We start from the raw sequence: 17,469 nt of genomic DNA, 5'->3' as shown, positions 1-17,469 counted from the left end.
GCGTACACACTGAGTGATTCTCAGTGTGTACGCAGCCTGGTGCACGGAGGGTCAGCGTCGGTTCATGTTCGCATTAGCTGTTATGAACAAGAAGGGTGCTTTGAATCATCAGGTCCTGTTGATTTCCGAAACGCTGATCTCCCGCATCCTGAACTTCTGCACCTTCCCCGTCACCGTCATCGGGAACTCGTCAACGAAGCGGATATGCCGCGGCACCTTGTAATGCGCGATGCGTGCCTTGCACCAGCCCTGCAGCTCATCGACCGTGGCGCTGTGCCCGGGGTGCAGTTTGATCCAGGCCACGATTTCTTCGCCGTAACGGTTGCACGGTATGCCGATCACCTGGGCATCCGCGATTGCCGGGTGGGTATAGAAAAACTCCTCCAGCTCGCGCGGATAGATGTTCTCGCCGCCGCGGATGATCATGTCCTTGTTGCGCCCGACGATACGCACATACCCCTGTTCGTCCATGACCGCCAAGTCGCCCGAGTGCATCCAGCCAGCGGGGTCGATGGCATCCGCCGTGGCCTGCGGGTTGTCCCAATACCCGAGCATCACGCTGTAGCCCCGCGTGCACAGCTCGCCGATTTCGCCCCTGGCAACAATGCAGCCGTCGGCGTCCACCAGCTTGTTCTCCAACTGCGGCTGGGTGCGCCCGACCGTGGCCACACGCAGCTCAAGCTCGTCGTCCGGGCCGGTTTGCAGGGACACCGGGCTGGTCTCGGTCATGCCATAGGCAATTTGCACTTCGGCCATGTGCATCTGGTCGATAACCCGGCGCATCACTTCGATCGGGCAGGTGGCACCGGCCATGATGCCGCTGCGCAGGCTCGAGAGGTCCATGGCCTGACGGGCCGGGTGGTCGAGCATGGCGATGAACATGGTGGGCACGCCATAGAGGATGCTGGCGCGTTCTTCGGCCACGGCGCGCAGGGTGAGTTCGGCGTCGAAGGCGTCGTTGGGGTAGACCATGGTGCTGCCGTGGGTGATGCAACCGAGGTTGGCCATGACCATGCCGAAGCAGTGGTACAGCGGCACCGGGATCACCATGCGGTCGGCCGAGGTCAGGCCCAGGCTTTCGCCGACCATCAAGCCATTGTTGAGGATGTTGTAGTGGCTGAGGGTGGCGCCCTTGGGCGCGCCGGTGGTGCCGGAGGTGTACTGGATGTTCACCGGCTGGTCGAACTGCAGGCTTTGCTGGCGGGCCGTGAAGGCCTCGAGCGTGGTCTGCCCTGCCCGCTCGGCCAGCGCCTGCCACGGCAAAAAGCCCTGCGGCGGCTGGGCAGCCAGGCTGATCACCCCGCGCAGCTCGGGCAGGCCTTCACTGGCCAATTCACCGGGGGCAACGCTGGCCAGCTCCGGCACCAGGCCCTGGACCATGGCGTGGTAATCCGACGTTTTGAAGGCATCGGCGCACACCAGCCAGCGGCAACCGGACTGGCGCAGCACGTATTCCAGCTCGCCGACGCGATACGCCGGGTTGATGTTGACCAGGATCGCGCCAACCTTGGCGCTGGCCAGTTGCAGGATGCACCACTGGGCGCAGTTGGGCGACCAGATGCCCACGCGGTCGCCGGTGTTCACGCCCAGGGCCATCAAGGCACGGGCGTGCACATCGACCTGTTCGGCCAACTGCCGCCAGCTGTAGCGCAGGCCCTGGTGGCGCGCCACCAACGCTTCGCCATCGGCGCAGCGGGCCACGGTGGCATCGAAGGCCTGGCCGATGGTTTGGGTCAGCAAGGGCCGGTCCTGGCGACCGCGGGTATAGCTCGGTTGACTCATGGGTGTCCCTTCTTGTGGTTGTTCTGGGCACGACTGAAGCAAGCGGGAGATACTCTGGCGCAGATTTACGTTTACGTAAAGGTGATGAGGCGATTGACAGTGGCTGAAGGCAGGTTTACGTTAACGTAAAGGTTATGAACGACACCGGCCATCAGGCAAGAGTCGACCCCTGTGGGAGCGGGCTTGCCCGCGAATGCGATCACTCAGGCAATGACGGTGGTCCTGCTGACGCATTCGCGGGCAAGCCCGCTCCCACAGGGGTCGGCGGCGAATCCATGAGCTACGGTGTTACCCAATTTCAAGAACAAGAAGGTGCCCCCGCATGCATTACCCCTCCCTGAACTTCGCCCTGGGCGAAACCATCGACATGCTCCGCGACCAGGTCAGCACCTTCGTCGCCGCCGAACTGGCGCCGCGCGCCGCGCAGATCGACCACGACAACCTGTTCCCCGCCGACATGTGGCGCAAGTTCGGTGACATGGGCCTGCTGGGCATCACCGTGTCGGAAGAGTACGGCGGCGCCGGCCTGGGCTACCTGGCCCACGTGGTGTCGATGGAAGAAATCAGCCGCGCCTCGGCCTCGGTCGCCCTGTCCTACGGCGCCCACTCCAACCTCTGCGTCAACCAGATCAACCGCAACGGCACCCATGAGCAAAAGCTCAAGTACCTGCCCAAGCTGATCAGCGGCGAGCACATCGGCGCCCTGGCCATGAGCGAACCCAACGCCGGCTCCGACGTGGTGTCGATGAAGCTGCGCGCCGAAAAACGCGGCGACCGCTATGTGCTCAACGGCAGCAAGACCTGGATCACCAACGGTCCCGACGCCAACACCTACGTGATCTACGCCAAGACCGACCTGGACAAGGGCGCGCACGGTATTACCGCGTTCATCGTCGAACGCGACTGGAAAGGCTTCAGCCGCAGCAACAAGTTCGACAAGCTGGGCATGCGCGGCTCCAACACCTGCGAGCTGTTCTTCGATGACGTCGAAGTACCGGAAGAAAACATCCTCGGCCAACTCAACGGCGGCGTGCGCGTGCTGATGAGCGGCCTGGACTACGAACGCGTGGTGCTGTCCGGCGGCCCGACCGGCATCATGCAAAGCTGCATGGACCTGGTGGTGCCCTACATCCATGACCGCAAGCAGTTTGGCCAAAGCATCGGCGAGTTCCAGCTGATCCAAGGCAAGATCGCCGACATGTACACCCAGCTCAACGCCAGCCGCGCCTACCTGTACGCCGTGGCCCAGGCCTGCGACCGCGGTGAGACCACCCGCAAGGACGCCGCCGGGGTCATCCTGTACACCGCCGAACGCGCCACGCAAATGGCCCTGGAAGCGATCCAGATTCTGGGCGGCAACGGCTACATCAACGAGTTCCCTGCGGGCCGCCTGCTGCGCGACGCCAAACTGTACGAAATCGGCGCTGGCACCAGCGAAATCCGCCGGATGTTGATCGGCCGCGAATTGTTCAACGAAACCCGCTGAGCACAAGGGACGGGCGCACATGGCTACCTTGCATACCCAGATCAACCCGCGTTCGGCGGAATTCGCCGGCAACAGCGCGGCCATGCTCGAACAGGTCCAGGCCCTGCGTGGCCTGCTTGCGCACATTGCACAGGGCGGCGGCCCCAAGGCCCAGGAACGGCACACCTCACGCGGCAAACTGCTGCCGCGTGAACGCATCGACCGCCTGCTGGACGCAGGCTCCCCCTTCCTCGAAATCGGCCAACTGGCGGCCCACGAGGTGTATGGCGAAGACGTGCCGGCCGCCGGCGTGATTGCTGGCATTGGCCGGGTAGAAGGCGTGGAATGCATGATCGTGGCCAACGACGCCACGGTCAAAGGCGGCTCGTACTACCCGCTGACCGTCAAAAAGCACCTGCGCGCGCAGACCATCGCCCTGCAGAACCGCCTGCCGTGCATCTACCTGGTGGACTCCGGCGGCGCCAACCTGCCCCGCCAGGACGAAGTGTTCCCCGACCGCGAGCACTTCGGGCGGATTTTCTTCAACCAGGCCAACATGAGCGCGCTGGGCATCCCGCAGCTCGCCGTGGTCATGGGCTCGTGCACCGCCGGTGGCGCCTATGTGCCCGCCATGGCCGACGAAGCGATCATGGTGCGCCAGCAGGCCACCATCTTCCTGGCTGGCCCGCCGCTGGTGAAGGCCGCGACCGGTGAAGTGGTGAGTGCCGAAGACCTCGGCGGCGCCGACGTGCACTGCCGCATCAGCGGCGTGGCCGACCACTACGCCGACAATGACGAACATGCCCTGGCCCTGGCCCGGCGCAGCGTGGCCAACCTCAACTGGCACAAGCTGGGCAAACTGCAGTGCCAGGCGCCCATCGCCCCGCTGTACGCTGCCGATGAGCTGTACGGCGTGGTGCCGGCCGACGCCAAGCAACCGTTCGATGTGCGCGAGGTCATCGCCCGGCTGGTCGATGGCTCGGTGTTCGACGAGTTCAAGGCACTGTTCGGCACCACCTTGGTGTGCGGCTTCGCCCACCTGCACGGCTACCCGATCGCGATCCTGGCCAACAACGGCATTCTGTTTGCCGAAGCCGCGCAAAAAGGCGCGCACTTCATCGAGCTGGCGTGCCAGCGCGGCATCCCGCTGCTGTTCCTGCAGAACATCACCGGCTTCATGGTCGGCAAAAAGTACGAAGAAGGCGGCATCGCCAAGCACGGCGCCAAGCTGGTAACCGCAGTGGCCTGTGCCCAGGTGCCGAAATTCACCGTGATCATCGGTGGCAGCTTCGGTGCCGGCAACTATGGCATGTGCGGCCGCGCTTACGACCCCCGCTTCCTGTGGATGTGGCCCAACGCACGCATCGGCGTGATGGGTGCCGAGCAGGCCGCTGGCGTGCTGGCCCAGGTCAAGCGCGAACAAAGCGAGCGCAGCGGCCAGCCGTTCAGCGCCGAAGACGAAGCCAAGCTCAAGCAGCCGATCCTCGACCAGTACGAACACCAGGGCCACCCTTACTACTCCAGCGCCCGGCTGTGGGACGACGGCGTTATCGACCCGGCGCAAACCCGCGACGTGCTCGGCCTGGCGTTGTCTGCTGCGCTGAACGCCCCGATCGAACAGAGCCGCTTCGGCATTTTCCGGATGTGACCCATGAACGATTTCAGCACCCTAGAAGTGGTCAAGGACCCTCGCGGCTTCGCCACCCTGTGGCTCAGCCGCGAAGACAAAAACAACGCCTTCAACGCACAGATGATCCGCGAACTGATCGTCGCCCTCGGCCAGATCGCCGAAGACAGCAGCCTGCGTTTTCTGCTGCTGCGTGGCCGTGGCCGGCACTTCAGCGCCGGCGCCGACCTGGCCTGGATGCAGCAGTCTGCGCAACTGGACTTCAACACCAACCTCGATGACGCCCACGAGCTCGGCGAGCTGATGTACGCCCTGCACCGGCTCAAGGCGCCGACCCTGGCCGTGGTGCAAGGCGCGGCCTTTGGCGGCGCCCTGGGCCTGATCAGTTGCTGCGACATGGCCATCGGCGCCGAAGACGCCCAACTGTGCCTGTCGGAAGTGCGCATCGGCCTGGCCCCGGCCGTGATCAGCCCATTCGTGGTCAAGGCCATCGGCGAACGCGCTACCCGCCGCTACGCCCTCACCGCCGAGCGCTTCAGCGGCGTGCGGGCCCGTGAACTGGGCCTGCTGGCCGAGGTGTACCCCGCCCACGAGCTGGATGCCCACGTCGAGGCCTGGGTCGCCAACCTGCTGCTCAACAGCCCGCAAGCCCTGCGCGCCAGCAAAGACCTGCTACGCGAGGTCGACGACGGCGAGCTGAGCCCTGCCCTGCGCCGCTACTGCGAAAATACTATCGCCCGCATCCGCGTCAGCGCCGAAGGCCAGGAGGGCCTACGCGCCTTCCTCGAAAAGCGCCGCCCTGCCTGGCAAACCGACGACAACAAGGAGCCGCGCCCATGAGCCGCACCCCGTTGACCACCCTGCTGGTCGCCAACCGCGGTGAAATCGCCTGCCGGGTGATGCGCACCGCCAAGGCCATGGGCCTGACCACCGTCGCCGTGCACAGCGCCACCGACCGTGACGCCCGGCACAGCCGCGAAGCCGATATCCGCGTCGACCTCGGCGGCACCAAGGCCGCCGAAAGCTACCTGCAGGTCGACAAACTGCTGGCCGCCGCCAAAGCCAGCGGCGCCCAGGCCATCCACCCCGGCTATGGCTTTCTTTCAGAAAACGCAGGCTTTGCCCGCGCCATCGAACACGCCGGGCTGATCTTCCTCGGCCCACCGGCCAGCGCCATCGACGCGATGGGCAGCAAGTCAGCGGCCAAAGCACTGATGGAAGCTGCCGGCGTGCCCCTGGTACCGGGCTACCATGGCGAAGCTCAAGATTTGGAAACCTTCCGCGCCGCCGCCGAGCGCATCGGCTACCCGGTACTGCTGAAGGCCAGCGCCGGTGGCGGTGGCAAGGGCATGAAAGTGGTCGAGGACGAAAGCCAACTGGCCGATGCCCTGGCCTCGGCGCAGCGTGAGGCGCAATCGTCGTTCGGCGATGCCCGCATGCTGGTTGAAAAGTACGTACTCAAGCCCCGCCACGTAGAAATCCAGGTGTTCGCCGACCAGCACGGCAACTGCCTTTACCTCAACGAACGTGACTGCTCGATCCAGCGCCGCCACCAGAAGGTGGTCGAAGAAGCCCCCGCCCCCGGCTTGTCGCCCGAGCTGCGCCGGGCCATGGGCGAGGCCGCGGTGCGCGCCGCCCAGGCCATCGGCTATGTGGGTGCGGGCACGGTGGAATTCCTGCTCGATGCCCGTGGCGAGTTCTTCTTCATGGAGATGAACACCCGCCTGCAGGTCGAGCACCCGGTCACTGAGGCCATCACCGGCCTCGACCTGGTGGCCTGGCAGATCCGCGTCGCCTGTGGCGAGGCGTTGCCGATCACGCAGGACCAGGTACCGCTGATTGGCCACGCCATCGAGGTGCGCCTGTATGCCGAGGACCCAGCCAACGAGTTTCTGCCCGCCACTGGCACGCTGACGTTCTACCGCGAGTCGGCGCCGGGCGAAGGGCGCCGGGTCGACAGCGGGGTCAGCGAGGGGGACGTGGTGTCGCCGTTTTACGACCCGATGCTGGGCAAGCTGATTGCCTGGGGTGAAGACCGCGAGCAGGCACGCCTGCGCCTGCTGGCGATGCTCGATGAGTTTGCCATCGGCGGGTTGAAGACCAACATCGCCTTCCTGCGGCGCATCCTCGCGCACCCAGCGTTTGCCGACGCCGAGCTCGACACCGGGTTTATCCCACGTCACCAGGACGTTCTGCTGCCCGCCCCTCAAGCGCTGCCGGCGCCCTTCTGGGAAGCCGCCGCAGAAGCTTGGCTGCAAGGCCAGGCCGGCCAGCAACGGGACGACGACAACCGCTCGCCGTGGGCTGAACGCAATGGCCTGCGCCTGGGCCTGCCCGCGCGCAGCAGCCTGCACCTGACCAGCGCCGGGCAAGACCAGGCGGTGGCACTGGAACGTAGCGCGACATCCACCTGGCAACTCAACGGCGAGCAACTGGTGCACGACCAGGCGGGCGTGCGCCGCCAGCACCTGGCGATACGCCGCGGAGGCACGTTGTACCTGCGTTGGGACGGTGAAATGCATGCCATCGAAGCCTTCGACCCCATCGCCGAAGCCGAGGCCAGCCACAGCCACCAAGGCGGCCTGGGCGCGCCCATGAACGGCAGCATCGTGCGGGTATTGGTCGAGCCGGGCCAAGTGGTAGAAGCCGGCACAGCGCTGGTGGTGCTGGAGGCCATGAAGATGGAGCACAGCATTCGTGCGCCGCATGCCGGCACGGTGAAGGCGCTATTCTGCCAGGAAGGGGATATGGTCAGCGAAGGGACCGTGCTGGTCGAGCTGGTGGAGTAAACCAAGGGGCCGCGCGCCCATACCACAGGAATAATTGGCCCGAAACACCTGTAGGAGCAGCCTTGTGCTGCGAAGCGCCGCGCGGGCGGCGCTCGATCTCCAGGCGCCACGACAACCCAGCCGTGCATCCAATAGCGGCCTTGCCAGGGCGCCGGGCCGGTCGGAAAGGGCTGCAAAGCAGCCCCAGTACGCTAGAAGCTGCCATGCACCCGCACAACCACCCCCAAAAACTCACAGCCCTCTTCGCACAACAGCGTTGGGTAATTGCTGTTCAATGCCTTCAGATACCGCTGCCCACCTTCCTCAGCCAGCTCACGGAAAATCGCCGGTTTGCCCGGCTGCCGAGCGATAACCAAACGCCCCGGCTCAACCTCCACCCCAGGGTCTACCAGCATCCGCATCCCTTGCGGCACACTGCGGCCACTGGCGGCGCTCATCGCTTCATTCTCAACGGTCAGCCAGAACGCCTTGCCCTTGGCCAGGTAATCCGTCTGCTCGAATACGCTCGCCTCTGCCCCCTCTAGCTCATCCCAGCCCAGCACCGGGTAGCGGAAGCACACGATGTATTGCATGAGGTCCAGGTCATCGTCGGTGTCATCCATGTCATAGCTGCCGCGGTCCTCGCCTACCTGGCCCACAATGCGCAGTTGCAAGCTGACGTTGTAGTGGGGCATGCCAATCTCGACGAACGTGCGGTTCATCGACTCGATCTTCGGCTGGCGCCGTTTGTTCACCCAATGCCCCACGCTGCCTTGAGACACGCCAACGCGTTCAGCAAGCTGTTCTTGGGTGAGCCCAAGCTCCTCCATCCGGTCACGGACGAGGGCAATCCATTTATCCATATTCATCGCTGGCACGATACGGACTGCCTTCAAGCGCTCAATAAACATCCTGTATTATTTATCAGAAAGCATGAAAATACTTAAGGTATTAGTATCGACCTGAACCTTTTCCCTATTGGCATTTGCAGGTATCAGGATGAAACCACCGAAAAACGAAGAAACAGATCTCGACAGCGAAGCGGCCCGCCGCGCCCTCGACTACTACCTCAACCCCAACCCGCCACGCCCCACCATCGAGAACAAAATCTGGACCCTGCACGAAGGCGTAACCGGTGACCAAGCCCAGGAGCACGCCATCGCCCTGCTCCGCTGCGCCGCCGCCACCGCCCAAGAAACCGCCGTGCACCAGCATGGCACGCAGCGCGAGCTGACCTTCGCCTTGATGCACATGATGGACATGGCACGCGCACTGCTGGAGCACAAACGCACCGTGCAGACGGGTCTGTAGGTAAAAAAAGGAAGGGAGAGACGTGATGGCCGGGTAACGGCAATGGCCCCGATTGCCGGGACAAGGAAGCGCATCGGTAAAACTTTTTTACCGAATTAGCGAAATATCATTTGACTGGCAAATGATAACGATTATTATTGCACTCAGCTGATCGCGAGATCTGCTGGATAACCTGGAGCTTAGGTCGCTCTCAGATTATCTCCTCATCAGGCTAATCACGGTTTTTGACCCGGCTTTTTGCCGGGTCTTTTTTTTGGCTCTTCAGGCTAATGAAGATCGTGAATGGCCGGCATGATAGCAAAAGTGTGTCAGACCGTGAACGCTCATTACAAAACTTTGCGGAATCAGCACTTGAGAATCAATCTCGTTTCCACTACGCTGATTACGCATCAAGGAAGATGCCCCCATCCCTCCCCTTTGAGCAAGGAGCTGTCCATGACCCGTCTGCTGCTGCCCCTTGAGCACGAATCCCCAACCACAGAGCACGATGCCGACAATGAACTGTTGCACGCCTTGAAACGGCTGCCTCGGCGTGTCCAGCAAGTGTTCCTGCTCAACCGCCTCGACCAACTGGACTTTGCCAGCATCGCTGCCCGGCTCGATTTGCCCTTGGCGAGCATCGAGCGGCATATGGACCAGGCATTGCAAGCAGGCCGCTCCCGCCGCGATGTGTTGGCGAGTGTTGCCGGGCAATGGTATGTGCGCTTGCAAAGCCCTCAGGTGACCGCCTGCGAGCGAATCGACTTTCGCCGTTGGCTGGATGCGGACCAGGCTAACTTGCAGGCGTTTCACGATACAGAGCTGCGCTGGCGCAGCCTGCTGGCCCCAGCACGGCAGTTGGGGCATGACGGTTGGTACCGGCAAGGCCGGGCGGCACTGTCGTTGGGCGGGTGTTCGATTGCGGTTGGGCTGGGTGTTGCGGCGTTGGTGCTGTTTGGCTTTTGGGCCTGATGACGCTACGACACTCACATTCATTGGCTCGCGCTAACTCAGGCTACGAAGTGCAGCACCACCGCGCCCAGTAAAACGAGACAGACGCCTGCAATCTGCATCAGCGTTAACCTGTCTTTATAGAACAGATAACCCAGAATGGCCGCTATTCCGCCCGACATCGTACTTATCACAGTGACGATAGCTACAGCGCCACTCAACGCACCGTACGAAAACGCCGTAAAACCCGCCAAGTTAAACAGGCTTGCGCAACAGAGCGCACAATAGCCCTTTAGGCCCGGTGAATCCGCAGGTTTGAGTTTGAACATGATAGGCGACAGAAACACCACTCCCACCAGATAGCTGATCCAAAGCATATTGACCGGGCCGATAGCAGGCAACGTGTATTGGCCTTGAACCCAGAAGCTAGTCCCGTACAACGCGGCAGCAACCAGCGCAAAAACGTTCGCCGTCCCCGCCGACCTGTATTGCCTGCGGTCATTATTACCAGAGCCGCGCCCCACTATCGCAACACCGCTGGCGCATATCAGCAATCCCACCCACTGTATGGCAGTGATGTGTTCACCACCCATCCAGGCCAGCAACGTTGTAAACATGCCATAGGAGGTGACCAGTGGCGCGACCACGGCAGTCTTCCCTTGCGCAAACGCTCGCGAGAGAGCGACCGCCCCCATTACAGTCAGGAGTGCGGCTGCGATACAGGTCAGCAGCAACTGCCATTTCACTTCATACAGAAGGTCGATTTGCCGGCCGAGAACCAACAGCAGGGTACTGAGTAGAATCAGGCCCAGCAGTTGCCCGAGGAATACCGAGCGCTGGACACCAAAGAGCCTTGCGTTCAGGCCGACCAGAAAGTCTGTAGCGCCCCAGCACAGGGCTGCTACGACACCCATCAATATGTCCAAGATCAATTCCTTTTTAGTTCTTATTGTCGAATTGCCTCTCGCTCCGTAAAGCGTGGGCTAGCACTACAGGACCGTAGGTACTTCGGCCACTCCCCCCCTTGACGCTGGCTGCTCAAGCAAACCTCGCGGTAACGTGAAACCTTTGAAGGGCTGCTGGGTAATGGGGTTGAATGCTTTTTCGGCGTTTAGCCGATAACGCATCACGCCGTCTCCCGCTCTAAAGCTCAAGTCCACACTGGTGGCTGTACGGCCATTAAGCGACCCTCGGCTGAGCAGGCGGAACATCGACCAAGGGCCGCGATACTCCAAACTACTGCTATTGCCGTTCTGCCGGAGCAAGGTGAGGTTGCTGCGCACTTGCTGCCCCAACGTATTGGGCCAGACAACGCCGACAATCTGGGTGGGCCCATGCGTGTAGGAAATCAGCTGGCCATCCAGATCCAGCAAGCTGGTGCGCTGGTTCGCACTCAGTCCCAAGGGCTCGATACTGAACTGCACGCTCAGGTTGCCGCGCTGATCGAAGAAGGTTTCGCGAATGCGATCCGCCAGTTCCAACTGCTCGATCACATCGCTGCGGATTAACGACTGCCCCTGTCGACTGGCCTGCAAGGCTTCGAGATTGTCCTTGAGGAAGACTTTGAGGTATTGGTCATGAAACTGCTGCAGGCGCCCTTTCGGCCCGAAGAACGCCTCGAAGTCATCCAAAGAAGCATCGGGCGCTCGCACCACGAAGGGGTAACGCCCTGCCAAGCGCTGCTGGAAGAAGCTGTACACCTCGGCATCCCAACGTCGTTCCAGCTCACGGAGCGCTTCAACGTTCAGCACTCGCGCTGTCTGGTCCGCAACTTTCTTGACCTGTTGATTGATCGGTTCCGGCAAACCGGTAGCGACCCGCTGCAACGTGCCAATCGGGTCGTGCCCGGTCATGGAGAAACGTTGAAGCACGGCGTGCAACGCGGCCTTGCCGCGCTCAGGGCTGTCTTGCACGGCTTTGGCGTACTCATGAACAGCGGCAATGGCGGCGACCGTTTCATCGTAGTAGCTCGGCTTTTCTCCCGTTGCCTGCAGCATGGCATTCAGGCCAGCGAACGCACGCTGGATGGCCACGGCTTGTAGCTGCTCGGGCTTGCTGTTGGTAGGCCGCAGGCCAGTTGTCTCGTCGGGCACCTCGATAGCCACCGAAGAAGACAGCGAAGTATTGTCTTTCACTGTTTCCAGCAATCTGTGCAGCGGCGCCGCAGGACCGGTCAGTTGCTCCAGAATATCGACACCATGGTCTAGATCACTGAAGTCAGCGACTGAAAAGGCATTCAAGGCACGTCGCCAGCTGTCGATGTAGTCCGCGCTGTAGAGGTTACGTACGCGCTCGCTCAATGCATTGCGGTCGACGTCCGAATAGTCGAGTTGAGCGCGCTCACCCAATGCCCACTGATCGATCATCGCCATCTCGGCGAACCGCTGGCTACGAGGCTCAAAATAGTCCCTAAACCCTTTGGCCGTCAGCATGGGTGCAAGCAGGACGCCATCATCGCCCAGCTTCGACCCGGAAGAAGATGTGTAAACGATATCGAAGGCTGGCCCTACCTGGTGACGCAGGTCCAAGCCGGCGTGCAGCTGTTCTTGGGCCTGCTGCTTGAGGCTTGCGTACACGCGCTGTGGCATAGGCACTTTACGTAATATCTGCTGCACTTCGCTGACCCGCTGCTTGTATTGCGGCAGGTCGGTATCGGCATAGGCCAGGGCGTACTTCAGATGCTGCATGAGGTCGCGCTGCAATTGTCCCTGCCCTGGGAAGGCCTGTTGCCACTGCTGGGCCATCCAGTCTTCGACCCACTCGGGCCGGCGACTCTGGCGGTCCTCGATCATGCGGTAAACCCTAAGCGAGGCCATCTGCTGTTCACTGCCGGGCGGTGCCGCATTCATGGCATCAATCACGCCGCTGGCCAACGCCGGCAAGAAACGCCTGGAGAGCAGGCTCAAGTAAGCTTCGTCGACCCGAGGCCCGATGGCGCGCCCTTGATACAGGCCGAAATCAGCCACACCCGGCCAGGCGGCGCGATAGTCACCGAATACCGATACTGCATCACGGATTTGATCCAGTGGTTGCAGCAGGTTACGCCCTGTCGGGTCCAGGCGTTGGTCCACTTCGTAGTTGCTGAATTCTCGACTTTTCGCAAGCACGCTGGCTGCTTTGGCACCATTGACATCGAAGTAGCGCTGCCAACTGGCAATGGCAACACACAAAGCAAGCACACCTACACCAGAGCCCACCCAGAGCAATCGCCGCTTGCTACGCGCCACTCTGACGTTATCTCCAGCAAGCCCGGCTTCCTGGTAGATGACACGACCGAAAGCCTGCTGGATGAAGTAGACCAACGCTTTGCCGTGCGGCTTGCCTTCGCGCAGTGGGGGCTTGGTTTTGAATGGCTGCGCCGCCTCACGCACGAATGCATTGAGCATGTCGCCTTGCTGCTCGACCGACGACCAATACACCCCACGCACCAGGGCAGGCGTGGTGAAACGATCACTTGCCAAGGTCTCACGCAAGAAGCCCAGTAAAATCGGGCGCAATCCAACCAACTGGGCATGCAGCGAGAACAAGCGCGATCGATGCGGTGCGCTGCCCAGCCCATCAATCTGGTCCACGACCTGCTCGAACAACAGCCTGATCAAGCGATCATAGAAGTCGCTGTACTCCTCCAACCAAGCGTCGAACGAATCGACTGCATCCAGCTTGAACGTAAAGCCCAGCAGGTTCTCTCGCTTAGCCGCTGAGAGCTTGCTGTAAAGCGCGTCAAAGCCATCGAGCAGATCGAACTTGGATAACACCACATACAAGGGCAGGCGCGAACCCAGCTGACTGCTGACTTCATACAGCCGTGTACGCAATACATGAGCCAGTGCGACACGTTGCTCGGGCGTACCCTGCAACAGCGCAGGCAGATCAATAACCAGCAACAGGCCATTGAGTGCCCGCTGGCTGCGATTGCGCAGCAACCAACTCAGCAGGTGGTGCCATAACCTGGCCTGGGTTCCGGGAGGTATGGAAGGTTCAGACTCATTGGCGTTCCCGGACACCGCGCCAGCCGAAGACGCTTGGCTGATGAAAGCACCGGGCGGGTCGATGATTACCGCGTCATCACTGACCCACCAGCCGACCGGATATGCGAGAGGTTGCGCTTGTCGGCCACGTGCCTGGGCCTTGTCGATGCGGGTCAAGGAAAAGCTTTGGTCAGTGCGATCAATGAAGCTGGTTTTGCCAGCCTGTTCGTCACCCAGCACCAGATACCATGGCAATCGGTACAGCGCCCTTCGCCCACCCGCGTTGTCGAGGTAACGCGAAAGCGCCTGGTTCAACGCCTTCTCTTGTGTGCGAACCAACGGCAACACACGATCCAGTTCGGCGGCCACTGCATCCTTGTGCTCCGCTTGCAGGCGGTGAAAGCGCGTGCGCAACACAATAAGCCAGCACAGCAGTGGCATCAGTACGAGCACCATACTGGCCACAGCGCGGTGCGCCACGCTGGCGAGGGGTTGGTGCTCTCGCCAGGTCCATTGCGGGCCGAGCCACCAAATGGCGATCAACATCAGTACAGCACCGAGCCCAAGCAACAGCGGCATCGCCAGGCCGATGCGCGAAATCAACGGTATGCCCCATCGTTTGAGTTGTTTCCATAGTGGGTTCATGAGGGCTCCTAAACCTTGTTCTGATCAGCTAACGCTGGAGAGGTGGCGTACTGCTGGAGCCGCTGGAATACCTCGGGCTCCCAGGCATCGGCGGTCGTTCGCTGCATCGTCTGGGCAACACCGGCGCACAGGTCCTGGGCTAACCAGGACACGCCGCGTGCGGCCAACAAGTCGGCGGCAATTATTGTGGTGTGGCAGCGCTCACGCGGCGTACGGAGCTCCGCTTGCAGGCTTTGCAAGCGGAGGAGGACTGGCTCTACACCTGCCGTGTCCAGCTGACTCACCAGTTCTTCACGCAGGCTGCTGAACTCAGCGGTGGATGCTCCATGATCGCCCTGCCCTTGCGCCCCCTTGAGCCAGGCCATGCAGGCGTCATCGATGAACCCTGTGCCGTCGCTGAAGCACAACTGCTGCAGTGCTGGCATGCGCTGCACAAAACGCGCAGTCGCGCAGCGAATAGCCTCCGCGACCTCGCCCATCGCCAGCCGCGTGGCAACGTTTGCGGCTAAAAAACTGCCTCGAATCCAGTAAGGGCAGGCTGCGACACTTTTTTCGATACGCTGGAGTAACGCGGGGTCAATTGCCGTTCCGGCGATGGCATCGTCATAGCTTCCGGAAATATCCACCGGCACCGCCATCAACTCCGTGCGGTTGCCTTGCCTCGCTTGAGGCGCCGTTTGAATGTGCGCCCACAAGCCAAAGCGACGTAGTTGGTAGCCGGTAGGGTCATAGGGATCCTGTTGGTTGATGAACTCGGCCATGCTCAACACCGCTCGCCGTGTCTCGCGCTCATTGCCAATGGATACACGGGGGATGGGTGCGGCCATGACATCGGCCAATGGCACAGGCTTGATGTTTGCCGCAGGCGCCTGGGGCGCTGCGACTGCGCTGACACCCGCGCCAAGTTCTGCATACTTGCGCAGAAGGCGCTCAAGTTCATGGATGACGGCCGCGTCCAGTTGCGCAACGGCCTGCTGCTGTTGCAAGCGAGTTAAAGCTTGCTGTGCTGCAGTTGCATGAGTCGGGGTATAGGTGAAGCGGTCAAGGCGCGGCAACGCATCAGTCAAGCGATTGAGGACCAGGCCAACCAGCTTACGCTTGCCAAGGAAACCCTTGGGCCCTGGCTTGGGATGAGAAGACTCCCAGTAGGATTCGACCATGCCGGCTAACAACGCCAGGGTGAACCCCCAACGCTCCCAGCAGCCGCTACGCAGCCACGCGACACTCAAGTGCGCGACGATCCGCAGGTGCTTGCACTGCTGGCCCAAATACTGCCGGGACGCCTCTTCGATGTAGGTCCAGTCGATTGAAGACGCCTGCAAACCACCCAGTTTGACCATCTCCTGGTCAATGGCCTGGTAGGTTTCATCCTCAATGTCGAACAGCCCGGCCGGAACCGCTGGCTCAATCGGCATGAGCAGCCGACTGACTTCATCCCCTGATACCCGCACTACCACCGGCATGTGCTCCGCGCCTGACTGATCAGCGGGTCTAGACCTTGGGCATCGAACGTCAGCCCATCGACCTCGCTGTGATTGCTCGTCACTTCTATCCGATGGGCCCCAATCAACTTTTTGATCTGCTCGATGGCAGGGAGGCCTCGTCCTGCGTCGAGTACCTGCCCGTTCTCCATCACCTTCCAGGGGGTCTCATTCGTAGAACCGCCGTCCCCTTTCAGGCGTACCGTGACCCAGCCCGTATCGATGTGTTTATGGGTGATCAACTGGAGCCGGGAGATGTTCTGGATGCAGCTGATGACCAGGTAAGAACGTTGGTCACCGGATGCAATGGCGGGTGCGGAAATGACCAGTTCAGTAACGTCACTGCCCTCGCTTCGTTCCCCGCTGCGAAACGTCAGGTCATCCGCCCTGCGTGCGGCCTCGTTGGCCATCACGCGCAACACACTGGGCGCCTCGTGCTCCGGGGCGGACCATGGCTTTTGGGTCGTATGCGCAGGTGTTCCTGCCGCCTGATCGAAACACGCCAGACGCTCGATGTTAGACACGATCCCAGGACAGTTCTGGGCATGACTGGCCAATGCTGGCTGCAAGCAAAACAGTAGCCAAACACCAGCGCCATATGCGCAGCGAATAATCATTGAATACTCACTCTTTGCCAAACAACACGAACACTCATATGCGTCAATAAGTAAATTTTCCTACAACAATATTCCATTAACTCCTCGCCACACCCACACCACCAAGAAGTGTTTCGCCACGAGCCTAGTACACACAATCAACTGCACACAAATAAATATTTACTTACATTTTTTAACTCGACCAAAAGTCCTTGCCACATGCATGGTTTTTATAGCGATAGGGAACTAACCCTCTCAATCGGCGATATGTAGGAAATTTCCCACAACTCATAAACCAGAACAACCACAACGTTTAAACACGCAGTAAAAAACCCTACTACGCAACACCAAATCCACACCATGGAGTTATGGATTGATGTCTAAGAACATTGGCTCCGTTGCGCCAAAAGAGCGCATCAACATCAAGTACGTCCCTGCCACCGGCGATGAGCAGGCCGAAATAGAGCTGCCACACAAGATGTTGGTACTGGGAGATTTCGGTTTGGAGGACAGCCGCGCACTGGAAGACCGCCCGGTCATGCGCATCGATAAACACAGTTTCAACAACGTGTTGCATGACGCTGATGTGAGCTTGGACATGTCCGTGCCTTCACTGCTCAGCGCAACTCCAGACGCCGAACTCGCCGTCAACCTGCAGTTCAAGTCCATCAACGATTTCGGGCCAGACCAGATCGCCCAACAGGTACCGGAGCTGAACAAGCTACTGGAGCTGCGTGAAGCGCTGGTCGCCCTTAAAGGCCCACTCGGCAACGTGCCGACATTTCGCAAGCAGCTGCAGCACCTGTTGAACAACGAGCAGGCCCGCAAGCAGCTCGCCGAAGAACTGGACCTGGTGCTTGAGGCGCCAAAAGAAGATTGAGACCACGGAGCGTCCC

The 17,469-nt window shown here is 61.1% G+C and carries 13 protein-coding genes; 7 read left to right on the top strand and 6 right to left on the bottom strand.

The annotated features are described in order from the left end of the window. Positions 1-108: 108 nt before the first annotated feature. Positions 109-1,782: an AMP-binding protein gene (locus AB7M33_RS17930; protein WP_454243218.1), complete on the bottom strand. Its 1,674-nt coding sequence runs from the start codon at positions 1,780-1,782 to the stop codon at positions 109-111. A gap of 322 nt (positions 1,783-2,104) precedes the next feature. On the opposite strand from AB7M33_RS17930, the gene AB7M33_RS17925 reads away from it, so the two are divergent. Genes AB7M33_RS17925 through AB7M33_RS17910 form a run of 4 tightly spaced genes read left to right on the top strand, consistent with a single transcriptional unit; the run spans position 2,105 to position 7,663 of the window. Next, complete coding sequence (locus tag AB7M33_RS17925) at positions 2,105-3,268, top strand: isovaleryl-CoA dehydrogenase (RefSeq protein WP_027592784.1); 1,164 nt, start codon at positions 2,105-2,107, stop codon at positions 3,266-3,268. Between the two features lie 19 nt (positions 3,269-3,287). Further along, positions 3,288-4,895, top strand: coding sequence for a carboxyl transferase domain-containing protein (locus AB7M33_RS17920; protein WP_027592785.1), 1,608 nt, complete (start codon positions 3,288-3,290; stop codon positions 4,893-4,895). Between the two features lie 3 nt (positions 4,896-4,898). Beyond that, the gene (locus AB7M33_RS17915; RefSeq protein WP_027592786.1) at positions 4,899-5,714 is read left to right on the top strand and encodes a gamma-carboxygeranoyl-CoA hydratase; all 816 of its coding nucleotides are present in this window, start codon (positions 4,899-4,901) and stop codon (positions 5,712-5,714) included. Further along, a complete protein-coding gene (locus tag AB7M33_RS17910; protein WP_454243217.1) occupies positions 5,711-7,663 on the top strand; it encodes an acetyl/propionyl/methylcrotonyl-CoA carboxylase subunit alpha in 1,953 nt (650 codons plus the stop codon). Before AB7M33_RS17915 ends, AB7M33_RS17910 begins: the two co-directional genes overlap by 4 nt. Before the next feature lie 191 nt (positions 7,664-7,854). Here the strand turns inward: AB7M33_RS17910 and AB7M33_RS17905 are convergent, their stop codons facing one another. Beyond that, a complete protein-coding gene (locus AB7M33_RS17905; protein ID WP_265968036.1) occupies positions 7,855-8,553 on the bottom strand; it encodes a LexA family transcriptional regulator in 699 nt (232 codons plus the stop codon). Between the two features lie 88 nt (positions 8,554-8,641). Between AB7M33_RS17905 and AB7M33_RS17900 the strand changes: the two genes are divergently transcribed. Both AB7M33_RS17900 and AB7M33_RS17895 read left to right on the top strand, forming a co-directional pair. Beyond that, positions 8,642-8,953 carry a DUF6124 family protein gene (locus tag AB7M33_RS17900; RefSeq protein ID WP_027592789.1) on the top strand — a complete coding sequence of 104 codons (312 nt, stop codon included), beginning with the start codon at positions 8,642-8,644 and terminating at the stop codon, positions 8,951-8,953. A 435-nt stretch (positions 8,954-9,388) separates the two neighbouring features. Then, a complete protein-coding gene (locus AB7M33_RS17895; RefSeq protein WP_099428776.1) occupies positions 9,389-9,904 on the top strand; it encodes a DUF4880 domain-containing protein in 516 nt (171 codons plus the stop codon). A 38-nt stretch (positions 9,905-9,942) separates the two neighbouring features. Here AB7M33_RS17895 and AB7M33_RS17890 read toward each other — a convergent pair whose 3' ends face one another. The 4 genes from AB7M33_RS17890 to vasI all read right to left on the bottom strand — a co-directional run bounded on the left by AB7M33_RS17890 (position 9,943) and on the right by vasI (position 16,501). Further along, entirely contained in the window at positions 9,943-10,797 is an 855-nt protein-coding gene (locus AB7M33_RS17890; RefSeq protein ID WP_454244232.1) for a DMT family transporter, read from the bottom strand. A 75-nt stretch (positions 10,798-10,872) separates the two neighbouring features. Beyond that, positions 10,873-14,496 carry a type VI secretion system membrane subunit TssM gene (gene tssM / locus AB7M33_RS17885; protein WP_454243216.1) on the bottom strand — a complete coding sequence of 1,208 codons (3,624 nt, stop codon included), beginning with the start codon at positions 14,494-14,496 and terminating at the stop codon, positions 10,873-10,875. A gap of 8 nt (positions 14,497-14,504) precedes the next feature. Further along, positions 14,505-15,959, bottom strand: coding sequence for a type VI secretion system protein TssA (tssA, locus tag AB7M33_RS17880; RefSeq protein ID WP_454243215.1), 1,455 nt, complete (start codon positions 15,957-15,959; stop codon positions 14,505-14,507). Then, positions 15,947-16,501 (bottom strand): type VI secretion system-associated protein VasI, encoded by a 555-nt coding sequence (vasI, locus tag AB7M33_RS17875; RefSeq protein WP_454243214.1) that lies wholly within the window; start codon positions 16,499-16,501, stop codon positions 15,947-15,949. The genes tssA and vasI overlap by 13 nt, the downstream gene beginning before the upstream one ends. A gap of 448 nt (positions 16,502-16,949) precedes the next feature. Here vasI and tssB point away from each other — a divergent pair, with 448 nt between their 5' ends. After that, positions 16,950-17,453 carry a type VI secretion system contractile sheath small subunit gene (gene tssB / locus AB7M33_RS17870; RefSeq protein WP_265968030.1) on the top strand — a complete coding sequence of 168 codons (504 nt, stop codon included), beginning with the start codon at positions 16,950-16,952 and terminating at the stop codon, positions 17,451-17,453. Positions 17,454-17,469: the final 16 nt, after the last annotated feature.

It is taken from the genome of Pseudomonas sp. Y3 TE3536, from assembly GCF_053629175.1.
Note: the sequence above shows the minus strand (reverse complement) of the source record. Positions and strands in the feature narration are given on the sequence as shown.

Coding starts and splice junctions, on each gene's coding strand:
- tssB (WP_265968030.1), top strand. CDS start 16,950: ATGTCTAAGAACATTGGCTCCGTTGCGCCAAAAGAGCGCATCAACATC.
- AB7M33_RS17920 (WP_027592785.1), top strand. CDS start 3,288: ATGGCTACCTTGCATACCCAGATCAACCCGCGTTCGGCGGAATTCGCC.
- tssM (WP_454243216.1), bottom strand. CDS start 14,496: ATGAACCCACTATGGAAACAACTCAAACGATGGGGCATACCGTTGATT.
- AB7M33_RS17895 (WP_099428776.1), top strand. CDS start 9,389: ATGACCCGTCTGCTGCTGCCCCTTGAGCACGAATCCCCAACCACAGAG.
- tssA (WP_454243215.1), bottom strand. CDS start 15,959: ATGCCGGTGGTAGTGCGGGTATCAGGGGATGAAGTCAGTCGGCTGCTC.
- AB7M33_RS17905 (WP_265968036.1), bottom strand. CDS start 8,553: ATGTTTATTGAGCGCTTGAAGGCAGTCCGTATCGTGCCAGCGATGAAT.
- AB7M33_RS17910 (WP_454243217.1), top strand. CDS start 5,711: ATGAGCCGCACCCCGTTGACCACCCTGCTGGTCGCCAACCGCGGTGAA.
- AB7M33_RS17915 (WP_027592786.1), top strand. CDS start 4,899: ATGAACGATTTCAGCACCCTAGAAGTGGTCAAGGACCCTCGCGGCTTC.
- AB7M33_RS17900 (WP_027592789.1), top strand. CDS start 8,642: ATGAAACCACCGAAAAACGAAGAAACAGATCTCGACAGCGAAGCGGCC.
- AB7M33_RS17930 (WP_454243218.1), bottom strand. CDS start 1,782: ATGAGTCAACCGAGCTATACCCGCGGTCGCCAGGACCGGCCCTTGCTG.
- AB7M33_RS17925 (WP_027592784.1), top strand. CDS start 2,105: ATGCATTACCCCTCCCTGAACTTCGCCCTGGGCGAAACCATCGACATG.
- AB7M33_RS17890 (WP_454244232.1), bottom strand. CDS start 10,797: ATGGGTGTCGTAGCAGCCCTGTGCTGGGGCGCTACAGACTTTCTGGTC.